Annotated in this window: 18 protein-coding genes; 3 read left to right on the top strand and 15 right to left on the bottom strand. The window is 71.9% G+C overall.

The window, feature by feature from the left end; all coding sequences use genetic code 11:
* Positions 1 to 47: 47 nt before the first annotated feature.
* The 8 genes from ACQEUU_RS10805 to ACQEUU_RS10770 all read right to left on the bottom strand — a co-directional run bounded on the left by ACQEUU_RS10805 (position 48) and on the right by ACQEUU_RS10770 (position 7,406).
* Complete coding sequence (locus ACQEUU_RS10805; protein WP_433063717.1) at positions 48 to 317, bottom strand: hypothetical protein; 270 nt, start codon at positions 315 to 317, stop codon at positions 48 to 50.
* Positions 314 to 1,087, bottom strand: a complete 774-nt coding sequence (locus ACQEUU_RS10800) for a toxin glutamine deamidase domain-containing protein (protein WP_433063714.1) — start codon at positions 1,085 to 1,087, stop codon at positions 314 to 316. Before ACQEUU_RS10800 ends, ACQEUU_RS10805 begins: the two co-directional genes overlap by 4 nt.
* 874 nt (positions 1,088 to 1,961) lie before the next feature.
* Complete coding sequence (locus ACQEUU_RS10795; protein WP_433063711.1) at positions 1,962 to 3,584, bottom strand: molybdopterin-dependent oxidoreductase; 1,623 nt, start codon at positions 3,582 to 3,584, stop codon at positions 1,962 to 1,964.
* A 46-nt stretch (positions 3,585 to 3,630) separates the two neighbouring features.
* Complete coding sequence (gene rdgB / locus ACQEUU_RS10790; protein WP_433063708.1) at positions 3,631 to 4,221, bottom strand: RdgB/HAM1 family non-canonical purine NTP pyrophosphatase; 591 nt, start codon at positions 4,219 to 4,221, stop codon at positions 3,631 to 3,633.
* Positions 4,218 to 4,937, bottom strand: coding sequence for a ribonuclease PH (gene rph / locus ACQEUU_RS10785; RefSeq protein WP_433063705.1), 720 nt, complete (start codon positions 4,935 to 4,937; stop codon positions 4,218 to 4,220). The genes rdgB and rph overlap by 4 nt, the downstream gene beginning before the upstream one ends.
* A gap of 43 nt (positions 4,938 to 4,980) precedes the next feature.
* Complete coding sequence (locus ACQEUU_RS10780) at positions 4,981 to 5,733, bottom strand: MBL fold metallo-hydrolase (RefSeq protein WP_433063702.1); 753 nt, start codon at positions 5,731 to 5,733, stop codon at positions 4,981 to 4,983.
* Positions 5,687 to 6,553, bottom strand: coding sequence for a glutamate racemase (murI, locus tag ACQEUU_RS10775; protein ID WP_433063699.1), 867 nt, complete (start codon positions 6,551 to 6,553; stop codon positions 5,687 to 5,689). Before murI ends, ACQEUU_RS10780 begins: the two co-directional genes overlap by 47 nt.
* Before the next feature lie 61 nt (positions 6,554 to 6,614).
* A complete protein-coding gene (locus ACQEUU_RS10770; protein ID WP_433063696.1) occupies positions 6,615 to 7,406 on the bottom strand; it encodes a thioesterase family protein in 792 nt (263 codons plus the stop codon).
* Positions 7,407 to 7,712: 306 nt separating this feature from the next.
* On the opposite strand from ACQEUU_RS10770, the gene ACQEUU_RS10765 reads away from it, so the two are divergent.
* The gene (locus tag ACQEUU_RS10765) at positions 7,713 to 9,563 is read left to right on the top strand and encodes a DUF3352 domain-containing protein (RefSeq protein ID WP_433063694.1); all 1,851 of its coding nucleotides are present in this window, start codon (positions 7,713 to 7,715) and stop codon (positions 9,561 to 9,563) included.
* 48 nt (positions 9,564 to 9,611) lie between these two features.
* Here the strand turns inward: ACQEUU_RS10765 and ACQEUU_RS10760 are convergent, their stop codons facing one another.
* From ACQEUU_RS10760 to clpS, 5 genes are all read right to left on the bottom strand, one after another.
* The gene (locus ACQEUU_RS10760) at positions 9,612 to 10,559 is read right to left on the bottom strand and encodes a PLP-dependent cysteine synthase family protein (protein WP_433063692.1); all 948 of its coding nucleotides are present in this window, start codon (positions 10,557 to 10,559) and stop codon (positions 9,612 to 9,614) included.
* 1 nt (position 10,560) lies between these two features.
* Positions 10,561 to 10,833, bottom strand: a complete 273-nt coding sequence (locus ACQEUU_RS10755) for a MoaD/ThiS family protein (protein WP_433063689.1) — start codon at positions 10,831 to 10,833, stop codon at positions 10,561 to 10,563.
* 158 nt (positions 10,834 to 10,991) lie between these two features.
* Positions 10,992 to 11,393 (bottom strand): M67 family metallopeptidase, encoded by a 402-nt coding sequence (locus ACQEUU_RS10750; RefSeq protein ID WP_270159633.1) that lies wholly within the window; start codon positions 11,391 to 11,393, stop codon positions 10,992 to 10,994.
* 10 nt (positions 11,394 to 11,403) lie between these two features.
* Positions 11,404 to 11,928 (bottom strand): DUF2017 domain-containing protein, encoded by a 525-nt coding sequence (locus ACQEUU_RS10745; protein ID WP_433063685.1) that lies wholly within the window; start codon positions 11,926 to 11,928, stop codon positions 11,404 to 11,406.
* 10 nt (positions 11,929 to 11,938) lie between these two features.
* Positions 11,939 to 12,232 carry an ATP-dependent Clp protease adapter ClpS gene (gene clpS / locus ACQEUU_RS10740; protein ID WP_148034889.1) on the bottom strand — a complete coding sequence of 98 codons (294 nt, stop codon included), beginning with the start codon at positions 12,230 to 12,232 and terminating at the stop codon, positions 11,939 to 11,941.
* 45 nt (positions 12,233 to 12,277) lie between these two features.
* Here clpS and ACQEUU_RS10735 point away from each other — a divergent pair, with 45 nt between their 5' ends.
* Positions 12,278 to 13,561: a nicotinate phosphoribosyltransferase gene (locus tag ACQEUU_RS10735; protein ID WP_433071804.1), complete on the top strand. Its 1,284-nt coding sequence runs from the start codon at positions 12,278 to 12,280 to the stop codon at positions 13,559 to 13,561.
* Between the two features lie 15 nt (positions 13,562 to 13,576).
* Complete coding sequence (locus tag ACQEUU_RS10730) at positions 13,577 to 14,146, top strand: nicotinamidase (protein ID WP_433063681.1); 570 nt, start codon at positions 13,577 to 13,579, stop codon at positions 14,144 to 14,146.
* Here the strand turns inward: ACQEUU_RS10730 and ACQEUU_RS10725 are convergent.
* Complete coding sequence (locus tag ACQEUU_RS10725) at positions 14,143 to 14,565, bottom strand: PIN domain-containing protein (RefSeq protein ID WP_433063679.1); 423 nt, start codon at positions 14,563 to 14,565, stop codon at positions 14,143 to 14,145. The two genes, ACQEUU_RS10730 and ACQEUU_RS10725, sit on opposite strands and share 4 nt — an antisense overlap.
* On the bottom strand, positions 14,565 to 14,801 hold the full coding sequence (locus ACQEUU_RS10720; protein ID WP_433063677.1) for a hypothetical protein: 237 nt from the start codon (positions 14,799 to 14,801) through the stop codon (positions 14,565 to 14,567). The genes ACQEUU_RS10725 and ACQEUU_RS10720 overlap by 1 nt, the downstream gene beginning before the upstream one ends.
* Positions 14,802 to 14,842: the final 41 nt, after the last annotated feature.

Below are 14,842 nucleotides of genomic sequence, written 5' to 3'. Positions count from 1 at the left end.
GGCGTCCATGGGGGCGGCGCCCGGCCCGCGATGGCAGGACCCGCCGGTCAGCGCGGGTGGCGGCCCGGCCACAGGTCGGCGACCGACTCCGGATCCAGCAGAGGACGGGCGACCACCTCGCCCGAGGACCCGTCGATGACGACGCACCCGCCGCCGATCGTGTCCGGCAGCCGGGCCGGATCATCCGGCTCCGGCTCCCGCGCCCACGCCACGAACCCTTCGCCGAACCCGTAGACCCCCACGGGCAGCGCCCCCTCCGCCGGGCGCACCCCGTTGAAGTACTCCTCCGCCAGCGCCCTGGCCTGGTCGAGGTTCACCGCGGCTGCCCCTTCCTGTCGAGGATGACGCAGAACACCCCGGTCACGGTGGTGTAGAGAGGATCGACCGCCATGTGACCCCGCTGCGCGTCGATCCAGATGACCTCGCCCTGATGGTTGACCGCGTTCCAGGCGTGCGACCCGCCCGCGGGCCAGCGGACCACGATCACCGCCGACGCGCCGTGCCCCGCCTCGCGCAGGCGGAGGGCCAGCATCGGGTAGGCGTGCCGTCCCTGACCGGCGTACTGGAAGCGCTGGCCCGTCCAGCGTTCCATCCGCGCGGTGCTCCCCGCCTCGCCGGTGAGCAGCGGCCGGCCGATGGCGTCGTACTCGGGCGTCCTCGGCGCGGCGGCGGCCGGCTCCCCGTGCCAGGTGGACAGCACGGCCAGCGCGCAGTCGGCGGCGTTCGAGGCGCGGAACGGGTCGTCGGCGGGGCCGCCGCCGTTGATCAGCCGCACCCAGGTCCCGCGCGGATCGGGGAACCGGGTGCCCGGCTCCACCGCCAGCGCCAGGTCCTGCTCCACCTGCGGGTCCGGCCGGGCCAGCCCGCCCGGCGTCCCGTACGACCTGCTCTCGGCCAGAGCCGGCGGCCGGTGCGGCCAGTCGAACCAGTCGTACCCGGCGACCCCTCGCTTGCTCCCCGCGCCCCCGCCGAAGTGATCCGACGGACGCCCGGCGGGCCCCTGGTGCCCCGGATGACCGAGCTGCGTCTCTCCGAGGTCGCGAACACCGGCGGCCGCGACCGGCGGGCGGGTCCCCAGAAAGGTCACCGGGGGAACGGCAGGCGCACCGGCCCGGCCTTCCGGCCAGGGCTGCTCGCCTCTTGGCCGGGCCGCGCCGGTGGGTTCGGGCTGTCCGAGTTCTCCTAGGATTCCCGCCCCTCCGGCGCTCCCCACATCGCCGGCGCCGTCCACGCCCGCGCTCCCTTGCGGGCCGGGCTCGGCAGCCTGGGTGTCGGAAGTCGCGGGCTCACGGCCGACGCACGCGCCGTGCGGCGGGGTCGTCTGCAGGTCGGGCGCTTCAGCGGGGCTCTCACCGTGCGGGGCCGACCGGCCGAGAGCCTGTGCTCCCAGGTCGCGCCGAGTCGGTGAACCGTCTGGATTCAGATCACCCCAACGGGTCGAGCCCACGGTGGGCGGACCGTCGTGGACCCCACCGTCCCGTACCTCGGGACCTCGCGCGACCGTGCCGAGGGAACCCTCGCCGTCCGCCTGAACCGGTCCTGCCGGAGCAGGACCCGGAGAAACCGGGGCTTCGAAGAGCCACGCGCCGGAGTTCCACCCGGCCGTTCCGCAGGAGTGCCGCTCCGGGAGCGGGCTCCCGGCAGGCTCCGGCGTCGCCTGCGCATGGGCAGCGGGGTCGGGTGGGTCAGGCGGATCGGAGTCGGGCGGGCCGGGGGTGGTGGCGTTCTCGTAGTCGAGCCACCGCACCCCGTCGGCGACCACGGGGTTGTACTGCCCCTCGGGTAGGACCCACCGGACGCTGGGTTTGCGGTCGCGGGACACGTCCTGCCTCCTGTCAGTGCTCGACGCCGATCGTAGGGGCGCGCGGCGTGACGCAGGGGCGAAAGTCAGGAAGATTCTCGGCCAGGACTAGGCGCCCTACCAGCACAAACGCCCTCATTGCCGGGCGATCGAGCCGTCGTCAGGTGACGTGGACGTTGATCGTGTGCCAGCCGGTGGCGCCGTCGGGGGCCACCGGCGCGCGCTGTTCGGTCTGGGTGCGACCGGCCGCGTCCGTCGCCCGTACCTCGATCGTGTGGTCGCCCGGCGTGGCGTCCCAGTCGAGCGCCCACTGCCGCCAGGTGTCCGGGCCGGGCACCTGGGCGAGCCGCGCCTGCCGCCACGGGCCCCGGTCGACCCGCACCTCGACGGCGTCGACGCCGGTGTGCTGCGCCCAGGCGACGCCCGCGATCGTGGTGCGGCCGGTCTTCAGCTCGGCCTCGGCCCGGGGGACGTCGATCCGGGACTGCGTCTTGATGGGCCCCTTGGCCGCCCAGCCGCGCGGCGTCCAGTACGCCTCGTCGCGGTCGAACCTGGTCACCTTGACGTCCACCACCCATTTGGTGGCCGAGACGTACCCGTACAGGCCGGGCACCACCTGCCGCACCGGGAAGCCGTGGTCCACGGGGAGCGCCTCGCCGTTCATCCCGATGGCGAACAGCGCGTCCCTGCCGTCCAGGATGACGTCCACGGGGGTGCCGCACGTGAAGCCGTCGCGGGAGGTGGACAGCAGCATGTCGGCCTCGGGGCGGACGCCGGCCTCGCGCAGCACGTCGGCCATCCGCACGCCGAGCCAGCGCGCGTTGCCCACGTAGGGGCCGCCGACCTCGTTGGAGACGCAGGCGAGGGTGATGTCGGCCTCGACGAGCGGGCGTCGGAGCAGGTCGTCGTACGTGATCTCGATGGGCCGGTCGACGAGGCCGTGCACGCGCAGGGTCCAGGTCCGCGGGTCGACCTGGGGGACGATGAGCGCGGTGTCGACGCGGTAGAAGTCGGCGTTCGGGGTGACGAACGGGGACAGGCCGCCGATCCTCAGGTCGGCTCCGGCCGGGAGGGGCGGGGCCGGGTGCGCGGCGGGGGGCAGGGTGACGCGGACCCGGGCGGCGTCGACGGCGCGGGCCCCGGCGAGCGAGCGGCCCAGGAAGGCGGTGGCTCCGGCGGCCGCCACGCCTCCGGCGGCGCCGGTGAGCAGGCGTCTCCGGTCGAAGGCGGCCGGCACGCCCGGCGCCCGCATGACCGCGGGCCGCTCGGCGGTCCCGGCGGGTGGTTCGTGCCCCGGTGTGCCGCTCGGAGAGCCTGCCCCGTCCGCGGGGCGGCCCCGGGGCGGGGTGGCGCGGCGCAGGAGCCAGGGCAGGGCGCAGGCGCCAGCCACGACCCCGGCCAGGGTCGGCAGGGCGTCGGCGGCCGACGCGCCGGGCCTGGTCAGCACCGCCGCCAGCCCGATCGCCCCGAAGGCGGCGAGGCCGGCCGTGCCGTAGGCCGGACGACGCCGGGCCGCCACGCCGATGCCGGCCGCGATCAGGGCGAGCACGACGAGCACTCCCCCGACCAGGACGTTCTTGTCGTTCTCGCCGAACGTCCGGATCGCGAACTCCTTCAGCGGCGCCGGCGACAGGTCGACCACCCAGTCGCCCACGGCCAGGACCGGGAACACCCCTGCCCGGATCAGTCCTGCGCCGAGCTGCGCGACGCCGAGCGCCACGGCGCCCGCCACGATGCCTGCCAGCGCGCCCGCCCAGGCGGGCGCGGCTTCTTCTCTCCCCACACCACCGACGCTACGCCTCCGGTGGCCGCGGGTTCTTACGCGGTGGTTACGGGGTGAGCAGCTCGCGGACGACGGGGGCCAGGGCGCGGAAGGCGCGGCCGCGGTGGCTGATGGCGTCCTTCTCGCCGGCCGTCATCTCGGCCGTGGTGCGGGTGTCGCCGTCGGGCACGAAGATCGGGTCGTAGCCGAAGCCGCCGGAGCCGCGCGGGGCGCGGATCAGCCGGCCCGGCAGGACGCCCTCGGCCACGCGCGTCTCGCCGGAGGGCAGCGCGAGCGCGGCCACGCAGGTGAAGTGGGCGGTGAGCTTGTCGTCGGGCACGTCGGACACCTGGGCGAGCACCAGGTCGAGGTTGGCCCGGTCGTCGCCGTGCCGTCCGGACCAGCGGGCGGAGAAGACGCCGGGCATGCCGTTGAGCACGTCGACGCAGAGCCCGGAGTCGTCGGCCACCGATGGCAGGCCGGACTGCCGGGCCACCTCGCGGGCCTTGAGCAGGGCGTTGTCCTCGAAGGTGACGCCGGTCTCGGCCACGTCGCCGATGTCGGGGAACTCCTCGAGCCCCACGATGTCGAACCCGTCGAGGATGCGCCGCAGCTCGGCGATCTTCCCGGCGTTGCGGGTGGCGAGCAGGATCCTCATGCGGACAGCGCCTCCTGCTGGATCAGCGTGAGCTCCTCGCATCCGACGGCGGCGAGGTCGAGCAGCCGGTCGAGGGCGCCGCGGTCGAACGGCGCGCCCTCGGCGGTGCCCTGCACCTCGACGAAGCTGCCCTCGCCGGTCATGACGACGTTCATGTCGGTCTCGGCGGCGACGTCCTCGACGTAGCAGAGGTCGAGCATGGGCACCGAGCCGACGACGCCCACGGAGACCGCCGACACCGAGCCGATGAGCGGGTCACCGGGGCACATCTTGCGCTCGCGCATCCAGGCGACGGCGTCGGCCAGCGCGACGTAGGCGCCGGTGATGGCGGCGGTCCTGGTGCCGCCGTCGGCCTGGAGGACGTCGCAGTCGAGCAGGATCGAGTTCTCGCCCAGGGCCTTGTAGTCGACGCAGGCGCGCAGCGAGCGGCCGATCAGCCGGGAGATCTCGTGGGTGCGGCCGCCGATCTTGCCGCGTACGGACTCGCGGTCGTTGCGGGTGTTGGTGGCGCGCGGGAGCATCGCGTACTCGCCCGTCACCCAGCCCTCGCCGCTGCCGCGCCGCCAGCGCGGCACGCTGTCCTGCACGGAAGCGGCGCACAGCACCCGCGTCTGGCCGAACTCCACCAGCACGGAGCCTTCCGCGTGGGAGAGCCAGTTTCTGGTGATGGTGACGGGGCGGAGCTGGTCGGGGTTTCGGCCATCCTGTCGCGACATGCGGATCAGCCTATCTCCGCCGCACGCCGGCGCGGACCGCGTCTCACGCCAGGTCGTAGACGGCGCCGCTGCGGGCCAGCTCGATCGGCCCGGTGTAGCCGCCCTTGGTGGCGTCGTCCAGGACGGCGGTCTCGGGGTTCCACGGTACGAGGTGGGTGAGCACGAGGCGGCCCACCCCGGCCTTGGCGCCGTGCTCGGCCGCCTGGCGGCCGGACAGGTGGAGGCCGACGGGCAGGTCCGGCCGGTCGAGCAGCGACGCCTCGCACAGCAGCAGGTCGGCGTCGGCGGCCAGCTTGACGAGCTCGGCGCACGCGCCGGTGTCGCCGGAGTAGGCGACGCTGCGCCCGCCGTGCTCGACGCGGAATCCGTACGCCTCCACGGGGTGGTTGACCCGGGCGGAGGTCAGGGTGAACGGGCCGACCTCGATCGTGCCGGGCGCGAGCCCGGTGAAGTCGAACGCGGTCTCCATGCCGGGCTCCTCCGGCATGCCGTAGGCGCCGGCGAGCCGCCGCGGCGCGTCGGCGGGCGCGTGCACGGGGACGCGCGGGTACGGGGCGGCGGGGCCGTAGGTGCGGGCCACGTGGTAGCCGCACAGGTCGAGGCAGTGATCGGCGTGCAGGTGGGACAGGCAGATCGCGTCGACGTCGTACAGGCCGATGTGGCGCTGGAGCACTCCCAGGGATCCGCTGCCGAAGTCGAGCAGCAGCCGGAAGCCCTCGGCCTCGACGAGGTAGCAGGACGCGGGGCTGTCAGGGCCGGGAAAGCTTCCTGAGCAGCCGATGATGGTCACTTTCATGCGGGCCTCCCTTGACGGTGGTACCCCCCACAGGAGCGACTTCGACCGCGTCGATCTCCGGGCCCAGGAAGCGGCGTCCGAGCCGGGCGAAGAGTGTGGAGTCGCCCGTGGCGCGGAAGCGGTGCCGGGGGGTGGCCTCGCTGCCGGCCGCCAGGCCGCGGTCGTGCAGGACGCGGTAGACGTCCTTGGCCGTCTCGTCGGCGCTGGACACCAGCGTGACCCCGTCGCCCGCGACGTAGGAGATCGCGCCGGTGAGCAGCGGGTAGTGGGTGCAGCCGAGGATGAGCGTGTCGCATCCGGCCTCCTGGATGGGCTCCAGGTAGCCGCCGACGGCCTGGATGAGCTCCTCGCTCATCGTCTCGCCGCGCTCGACGTACTCCACGAGGCGCGGGGCGGCCACGCCGGTGAGCAGCACGTCGGGGGCGGCGGTGAAGGCGTCGTGGTAGGCCATCGACTGGATCGTGGCCCGGGTGGCGATCACGCCCACCCTGCCGTTGCGCGTGGCGCGCACCGCCCGCCGGGTGGCGGGCTGGATCACCTCGACGACGGGCAGCTCGTAGCGTTCGCGGGCGTCGCGGAGCACGGCGGCGCTGGCGCTGTTGCAGGCGATCACGAGCATTTTGACGCCGTCGGCGACGAGGTGGTCCATCACCTCGAGCGCGTAGGCGCGCACCTCGGCGATGCGCTTGGGCCCGTACGGCTGCCGGGCCGTGTCAGCGACGTAGGTGATGGACTCGTGGGGCAGCTGGTCGATGATCGCCCGGGCGACCGTCAGTCCGCCGACCCCGCTGTCGAAGATCCCAATGCTGGCGTCCGGCACTCTTCAGAGGGTAGGCGACCTGCGCTGTCTCCACTGCGTAAGAATGCTCACAGCGCGCGTGTCACCCTCGTCCCACCCGCGCCAGCTGGCGCGACTGGGCGACCAGGCGGCCCGTCGAGTCCCACACCTCGGCTTCCTCGTCGAACCATCCGTCGGCGATGAGCCGGCCGCCGGCGACCACGGTGAGCCAGCCGGGGGCGGGCAGCGCGCGCAGGTGCCAGGTGAGCTCGACGGTCGGCGCCCAGCCGCGCAGGCCGGCGGAGAACACCACGGGCGGCAGCGCGTCCACGGCCACCGCCAGCACGAACGGGTCGGGGTCCTGCGGCTCGGCCATCCGGAAGTAGGCGCGCGACTCCGGCCGGCCTGCGGGCGCGCCGGTGAGCCAGCCGATGCTCGGCGGGTCGAACCGGACCTCCACCTGGGCGTTCATGTTCATGTTCGACTCGGGCTTGGGGTCGGGCAGCCTGACGCACTCCTCCAGGGGCGGCATGGCGTGCCCGGGCTCGGCGGCGTAGACGGGGTCGGCGTTCGTCAGCGTGGCGGTGGTGACGAGGGTCTCCATCTGCGCGACGTCGTCCTGGACGAGGGTGGCGCGGGTGAACGCGGCGGTCCTGCCGGTCTTGATCCGTTCGACGCGTACGGTGGCGGGCCCGGGGACGGGCGCCTTGAGGAACTGGGCGGCCGTGCTCACCGGGTGCGCGAACGGCGACTCGTCGACCACGGCGCGCAGCAGCACGGCCATCAGATAGCCGCCGTTGAGCGGGCCGCCGATCTGGTAGCCGGGGTCGAGACACACGTCGTAGGTGGTCTCGTCGACCCGGATCGCCTGCGTGGCCTCGTCGAACTTGGTCATCCGCCCCTGCCTCGATACGGAACTATATTCTAGTACGTCATACTGTACGGCATCCGGACATTGACGACCCACCTGCCCAAATATGGCGATCTTGCGAAAAGAAGCCGGGAGCCCGCACAGCCGGGCCTGACACGTACTTCAGTACATTGCAAGCGGGGGTCTAGCAACATCAGCTAGTTTCTGTGTGATTTAAGCGTCCACAGTGTGAGTTGAGTGATGTCTGCGAATTATCCCCCGTCGGGGCAGGATCCTGACCGGACGACAGCGTACCGGTGGAATCAGGATCAGCCCGAGAACCCGCCGACGATGCCCGCGTCCCACGGCCAGCCCTACCCCCCGCAGCAGCCGTACCAGCAGCAGGCCCCCTACGGCCAGCAGCAGCAGTACGGGCAGCCGCAGTACGGGGGACAGACCGACTCAGGTCAGCAGGCTCCCTACGGCCAGCAGGCGTCCTATGGCCAGCAGGCCCCCTATGGCGGCCAGCCCGGCTACGACCAGCAGCAGTACGGGCAGCAACAGCACGGCCAGGCCCCGTACGGCCAGCAGCAGCACGCCCAGCAGGGCGGCTACCCGCAGCAGGGCTACGACCAGCAGGGCTACGGCCAGCAGAACTACGGCCAGCAGGGTTACGGTCAGCAGGGTTACGGCCAGCAGGGCTACCCGCAGCAGGGTTATGGCCAGCAGGAGCAGCTCGGCTGGCAGGGCCAGGGCGCGGCGGGCGGCGAGCCGCCCGGCAAGAGCCGCAAGGGGCTGGTGATCGCCATCGCGGCGGCGCTCGCCGTGGTGCTCTTCGGCGGCGGCGCCTGGGCCGTCGGCTCGTTCCTGGGCGGCGGCGGCACCCAGCCGCACGACGTGCTGCCCGCCGAAACCATCGCCTACGCCCGGCTTGACCTCGACCCGGCCGCCAACCAGAAGGTGGCCCTGTTCCAGATCGCGCAGAAGTTCTCCGCCACCAAGGACACCTTCCAGGGTGACGATCCTCGCAAGGCGTTCTTCGACTCCCTGAAGGAGAGCGAGGGAGACCTGAAGGACGTCGACTTCGCCAAGGACATCGATCCGTGGCTCGGGAGCCGGATCGGGTTCGGCGCGGTGCCCAGCGGCGGCGAGGACCCCGACGTCGTGATCGCGGTCCAGGTCAAGGACGAGGAGGCCGCCAAGGCCGGCATCGCCAAGGTGATGGGCCGCGCCAAGCACGGCATCGCCTTCCGCGAGGACTACGCGATCGTGGGCCAGACGCAGGAGCAGGCCGACAAGTACGCCGCCGCGGAGTCCAGCCTGGCCGACAACGCCGAGTTCAGCGCCGACCTGGGCACGCTCGGCGAGCAGGGCGTGCTGTCGTTCTGGGCGCACGCGGGCAAGCTCGCCGAGCAGTCCAAGGATCTCGTGACCGCCGAGCAGCAGCAGGCGCTCAAGCAGCTCAAGACCGCCCGGTTCACCGGCGCGCTCCGCTTCGACGCCGGGTACGTGGAACTCGCCGGCACCATGACCGGGGCCACCGGTCTCACCGGCGGCGCTGACCTGACCACCGCGAACCTGGCCGCGCTGCCCGGCTCGACCGCCGGCGCGTTGACGGTCTCCGGCATGGACCAGATGCTGACCAAGCAATGGCCCGAGATCCAGAAGTCGGCGGGCGCGTCCCAGGAGTTCCAGGCCGTCCTGCAGCAGGCGCAGCAGTACGGGCTGAAGCTGCCGGACGACCTGGCGACCCTGCTGGGCCAGAACCTCACCCTCGCCATCGACAGCGAGGGCCTCGACACCCAGCAGTTCAAGGCCGGCCTGCGGATCGCCACCGACCCCGCCAAGGCCCAGGCCATCGTGGACCGGCTGCAGCAGAGCCTGGCCGCCCAGGGTCAGCCGCTCCAGATCGCCAAGGTCGCGGGCGACGGCGTGTTCACCGTGGCGACCACCGACGAGTACGCCAAGAAGCTGGCAGGAGAGGGCACGCTCGGCGAGAGCGAGACCTTCCAGGCCGCCATCCCGGACGCGGGCGAGGCCACGTACGGCCTGTTCGTGGACCTGGACAAGGTGGAGAAGCTCTACCTGGCGGACATGCAGGGCGATGAGAAGGCGAGCGTGGAGGTGCTGCGCGCCGTCGGTCTCAGCGGCAAGGTGACCGACACGGAGATGACGTTCTCCCTGCGCCTGCTGTTCAACTGACGGGACGCGAAGGGCGGCCGGCGCGACGCCGGCCGCCCTTTCTCGCGCTCAGGCCCAGAGCTGGCCTTCGAGCCGCTGCTCGGCCTCGTCGAGGGTGCCTTCGTACGCGCCCGTCGAGAGGTACTTCCAGCCTCCGTCGGCCACCACGAACACCACGTCGGCCCGCTCGCCGGCCTTGACGGCCTTGCGCGCGACGCCGAGGGCGGCGTGCAGGGCGGCGCCGGTGGACACGCCCGCGAAGATGCCCTCCGAGGCCAGCAGCTCGCGGGTGCGGCGCAGCGCGTCGGCCGACCCCACGGAGAACCGGGTGGTCAGCACCGACTCGTCGTACAGCTCGGGGATGAAGCCCTCGTCCACGTTGCGCAGCCCGTAGACCAGCTCGCCGTAGCGCGGCTCGGCGGCCACGATCCGCACGCCGGGGACGCGCTCGCGCAGGAAGCGGCCGACGCCCATGAGGGTCCCCGTGGTGCCCAGACCCGCCACGAAGTGGGTCACGGTGGGCAGGTCCTCCAGGATCTCCGGCCCGGTCGTCTCGTAGTGGGAGCGCCAGTTGGCCGGGTTGCCGTACTGGTAGAGCATGACCCAGTCGGGATGGGACGCGGCCAGGTCCTTGGCCACCCGCACCGCCTCGTTGGAGCCGCCCGCGGCCGGCGAGGAGATGATCTCGGCGCCCCACATGCGCAGCAGCTGGCGGCGCTCCTCGGAGGTGTTCTCCGGCATGACGCACACCAGCCGGTAGCCCTTGAGCCTGGCCGCCATGGCCAGCGAGATGCCGGTGTTGCCGCTGGTCGGCTCCAGGATCGTGCAGCCCGGGGTGAGCAGGCCGTCCTTCTCGGCCTGCTCGACCATCCACAGCGCGGGCCGGTCCTTGACGGAGCCGGTGGGGTTGCGGTCCTCCAGCTTGGCCCACACGCGCACGTCCGGCGACGGGGACAGCCGCGGCAGCCCCACCATGGGCGTCCGGCCGACCGAGTCGATCAGGGATTCGAACCGCATGTCATCCGCCGGCGACGGCCGGGAGGACGGTCACCGTGTCGCCGTCGGAGACGGGGGTGCCGAGCCCGCCGAGGAAGCGCACGTCCTCGTCGTTCAGGTAGACGTTGACGAACCGGCGCAGGCCGTTGTCGTCGACGAGGCGCTCCTTGATGCCGGGGTGGCGGGACTCCAGGCTGGCGATCAGCTCGTCCAGGGTGGCGCCCTCGGCGCTGACGGCCTTGGCGCCGTCGGTGTAGTTACGCAGGATGGTCGGAATGCGGACCTCGATGGCCATCGCTGTCAATCTCCTCGATCTGGTCGTCGTCCCATCGGCATGCAACGCCGATGGCCTGCTGGGGATTCCTGGTCAGGTTCCTGATCAGCGGGGACGACAGTCGTACAGGAGGACAGCAGGAGTGTGCGCGAAGAGGAAACTCTGCACAGGCCCGCCCATCATGGGACGAACCTTACCTCTTCCTCGCTGATCTCACCGTCCACGATGCGGTACGAGCGGAACTCGACCTCGTTCTCGTCCCTGGTCGAGACGAGGACGTAGTGGGCGTTCGGCTCCGACGCGTACGAGACGTCCGTCCGCGACGGGTACGCCTCGGTGGCGGTGTGGGAGTGGTAGATCACCACCGGCTCCTCGTCGCGGTCGTCCATCTCACGCCAGACGCGGAACTGCTCCATCGAGTCGAACCGGTAGAACGTCGGCGAACGCTCGGCGTTCTCCATCGGGATGAACCGCTCCGGCACCCCGTCCCGCCCCGCGATCACACCGCACGCCTCGTCGGGGTGGTCGGCCCGGGCATGGGCGACGATCTTGTCAACCAGTTCCTGCGAGATGGTCAGCATGCAGCGGAAGTTACCAGAGGGCGCGGACCAGGCTGTCCTGCAGGTAGGTGAGCCAGTCGTAGGTGACGAACGCCGGATAGCGCGGGTCGTCCTCGGACATCGACTCCAGCTCCTGGTGGATCTCCTCGGTCACCTCCAGGCGGGTGCCGAGCGTGAGCCGCACGTCGTTGAGCGCGCGCATCCACGCCTGGGCCTGCTCAGGAGTCAGCTCCACCCGGCCCGGCGCGGCGGTGTCGAGCAGGGTCTGGGCGTCGGAGCGCTTGCCGTCGCGCAGCGTCGCCTCGGTGTAGCGGCGGAACTCCGACGACTCCCGCTCGTCCTCGTAGGCCGACGGGAACAGCCGCGCCAGCACCGGGTCCGACGGCGGACTGGCGTCGCCGATGCCCAGCGCCCGCTCCAGCGGGTCGTCGCTCGTCTGGCCGGGCGCGACCAGCCCGAGCACCATCGAGACGAGCGAACGCAGGATCGAGACCTCGGCGGCGTCGAACGCCGCGATCACGCCCCCGCCGCGTCCGGGGGAGAATCCCGAGCTCACGAGCGCCGCCTCACTTGACCGAGTCCGGCTGGACCGTGGCCCAGAGCCCGTAGGAATGCAGAATCTGCACGTCGCGTTCCATCTCCTCGCGGGTGCCGCTGGACACGACGGCCTTGCCCTTGTGGTGGACGTCCATCATCAGCTTCTCGGCCTTCTCCCGGGTGTAGCCGAAGACCGTTTGGAAGACATAGGTCACATAGGACATCAGGTTGACCGGGTCATTCCAGACGATCGTGACCCATGGCAGATCGGGCCGGACGTCCTGTGAAGGACGCTCGACGGTGATTGGAGCCGTGCTACCCACATTCATGAGTCTGCCCTATGTGGGCCGTACTCTCGACTCGTGACGATGACCATGAGCACGGCGTTGCTCACAGATCACTATGAGCTGACGATGCTGCAGGCGGCCCTGCGGAGCGGGGCCGCGCACCGGCGGGCGGTCTTCGAGGTGTTCGCCCGCCACCTGCCAGGAGGGCGCCGCTACGGGGTCGTCGCCGGCACCGGACGGGTCCTCGACGAGCTCGAACGCTTCCGCTTCGGCACCGACGAACTCGCCTTCCTCCGCGAGCGGCGGGTGGTCGACGAGGAGACCCTCGGTTTCCTCGCCGACTACCGGTTCTCCGGCGGCATCCACGGCTACCGCGAGGGCGACCTGTACTTCCCCGCCTCCCCCATCATGGTCGTCGAGGGCACGTTCGCCGAGGCCGTGCTGCTCGAAACCCTCATCCTGTCGATCCTGAACCACGACTGCGCGATCGCCTCGGCCGCCTCCCGGATGGTGAACGCCGCCGGCGCCCGGCCGCTCATCGAGATGGGCTCACGCCGCACGCACGAGCAGGCCGCCGTCGCCGCCGCCCGCGCCGCCTACCTCGCCGGGTTCGCCTCCACCTCCAACCTCCAGGCCGGGCGGGCGTACGGGATCCCCACGGCGGGCACGGCCGCCCACGCCTTCACCCTCCTGCACGACACCGAACGGCAGGCGTTCGAGGCCCAGATCGCCTCCCTCGGCCCCGACACCACGCTGCTCATCGACACCTACGACGTGCCCGAGGCCGTGCGCACCGCGGTCGAGCTGGCCGGGGAGAAGCTCGGCGCCGTCCGCATCGACTCCGGCGACCTCGCCGCCGCCGCCCAGGAGGTACGCGAGCAGCTCGACGCGCTCGGCGCCTTCCACACCCGCATCCTGGTCACCTCCGACCTGGACGAGTACGCCATCGCCGCGCTCGCCGCCGCCCCCGTCGACGGCTACGGCGTCGGCACCTCCCTGGTGACCGGCTCGGGAGTGCCCACGGCCGCGCTGGTCTACAAGCTGGTGGCCCGCGAGACCGCGACCGGCAAGCTGGAGCCGGTGGCCAAGCGGTCGGTGGGCAAGCCGTCGCGGGGCGGGCTCAAACACGCCTACCGCGTGCTCGACGCGTCCGGCCACTACGAGACGGAGCTGGTCAGCACGTCCGGGCTGGTGCCGGCAGGCGGCGTGCCGCTGCTGACCGAGCTCGTGCGCGACGGTGAGATCATCGGCCGGGAGCCGCTCACCGAGGCGCGGAACCGCCACGCCGAGGCGCTCACCCGCCTGCCGCAGGACGCACTCCACCTCGTCCGCGGGTACGCGGCGATCCCCACGGAGTTCGCCTGACGTATCGTGGCCCCTATGGGTACGGCGCTGATCATCGTCGATGTGCAGAACGACTTCTGCGAGGGAGGCAGCCTCCCCGTGGCCGGCGGCTCCGAGGTGGCGGCCGCGATCACCCGGCACGTGGCCGCCCACGGCTACGACCACGTGGTGGCCACCCGTGACCACCACGTCGACCCCGGGCCGCACTTCGCCGACGAGCCCGACTTCGTGACCTCCTGGCCGGCCCACTGCGTGGCCGGCACGCCCGGCGCCGACTTCCACCCGGCGTTCGACACCTCGGCGGTGGAGGAGGTCTTCAGCAAGGGCGCCCATGAGGCGGCCTACAGCGGCTTCGAGGGCGCCTCGGGTGACGGCGTGCCGCTGTCGGAGTGGCTGCGCGAGCGCGGCGTGCGCGAGGTGGACATCGTCGGCATCGCCACCGACCACTGCGTCCGCGCCACCGCCGTCGACGCCGTCACGCACGGCCTCGCGGTCCGCGTGCTGCTCGACCTCACGGCCGGCGTGTCCCGGCAGACGACGGACGCGGCCGTGGCCCAGCTCGACGCCGCCGGCGTCACCCTGCACGGCGCCCCGATGGTCCGCTAGTTCACGTCGGCGGGCAACACGGTGAACGCGTCGCCCCACAGCGGCTTCATCGCCCGGAAGTGCCGCTGATCCAGCGTGAGCACCCGAGTCGTCTCATAGCGGGCCGCGATGAGCGCCACAGACGCGTCAGTCAGGCCGACCTGCATGCTCGCGTACTGCTCCACGATGTCCGCCGCCTGTCGTACGTCCAGTGCGGACATGACGACCATCTCGTAGAAGCCGCTGGTTATGCTCCGCAGAAAGTCGAGTTCGCGACGCACTCCCGCGAGTTTGAGGATCATGTAGTCGGTCTCCGCGAGCACGTACGGGGACAGAAGGATCGCTCCTCGCTCCGTGAAGAGCACGTCGCGGGCCTCCTTGTGCTGCGGCTGCCCCGGGTCGATCGCAGCGAGCAGGCCGCTGGTGTCGAGAACGAGCATCAGCCGCGCCCGCCCTCGCCGAAACCCTCCGCGAGGATCTCATCGACGCGTTCGGCCGTCAGCGGCTCGTCGCTCAACTCGAAGAGCGGCAGCGTGGGGCGGGGCCGCTCGGTCACGATGTCGTCGCCGAGCATCCGGGCGATCGCCTCGCGCATGTAGGCGTCCTCGGACATGTGATGCGCCCGGGCCGCCTCCGCGACCCGCTGCCTCATGTCCTCCGGCAGGTACAGACTCACCTCTGGCACTCCTCTACGGTAACGCGGCGTCCCTGCGACGC

It is taken from the genome of Nonomuraea sp. CA-218870 (assembly GCF_050936535.1).
GTDB classification, from domain to species: Bacteria; Actinomycetota; Actinomycetes; order Streptosporangiales; family Streptosporangiaceae; genus Nonomuraea; species Nonomuraea corallina.
This window is presented reverse-complemented; position numbering and strand designations above follow the sequence as displayed.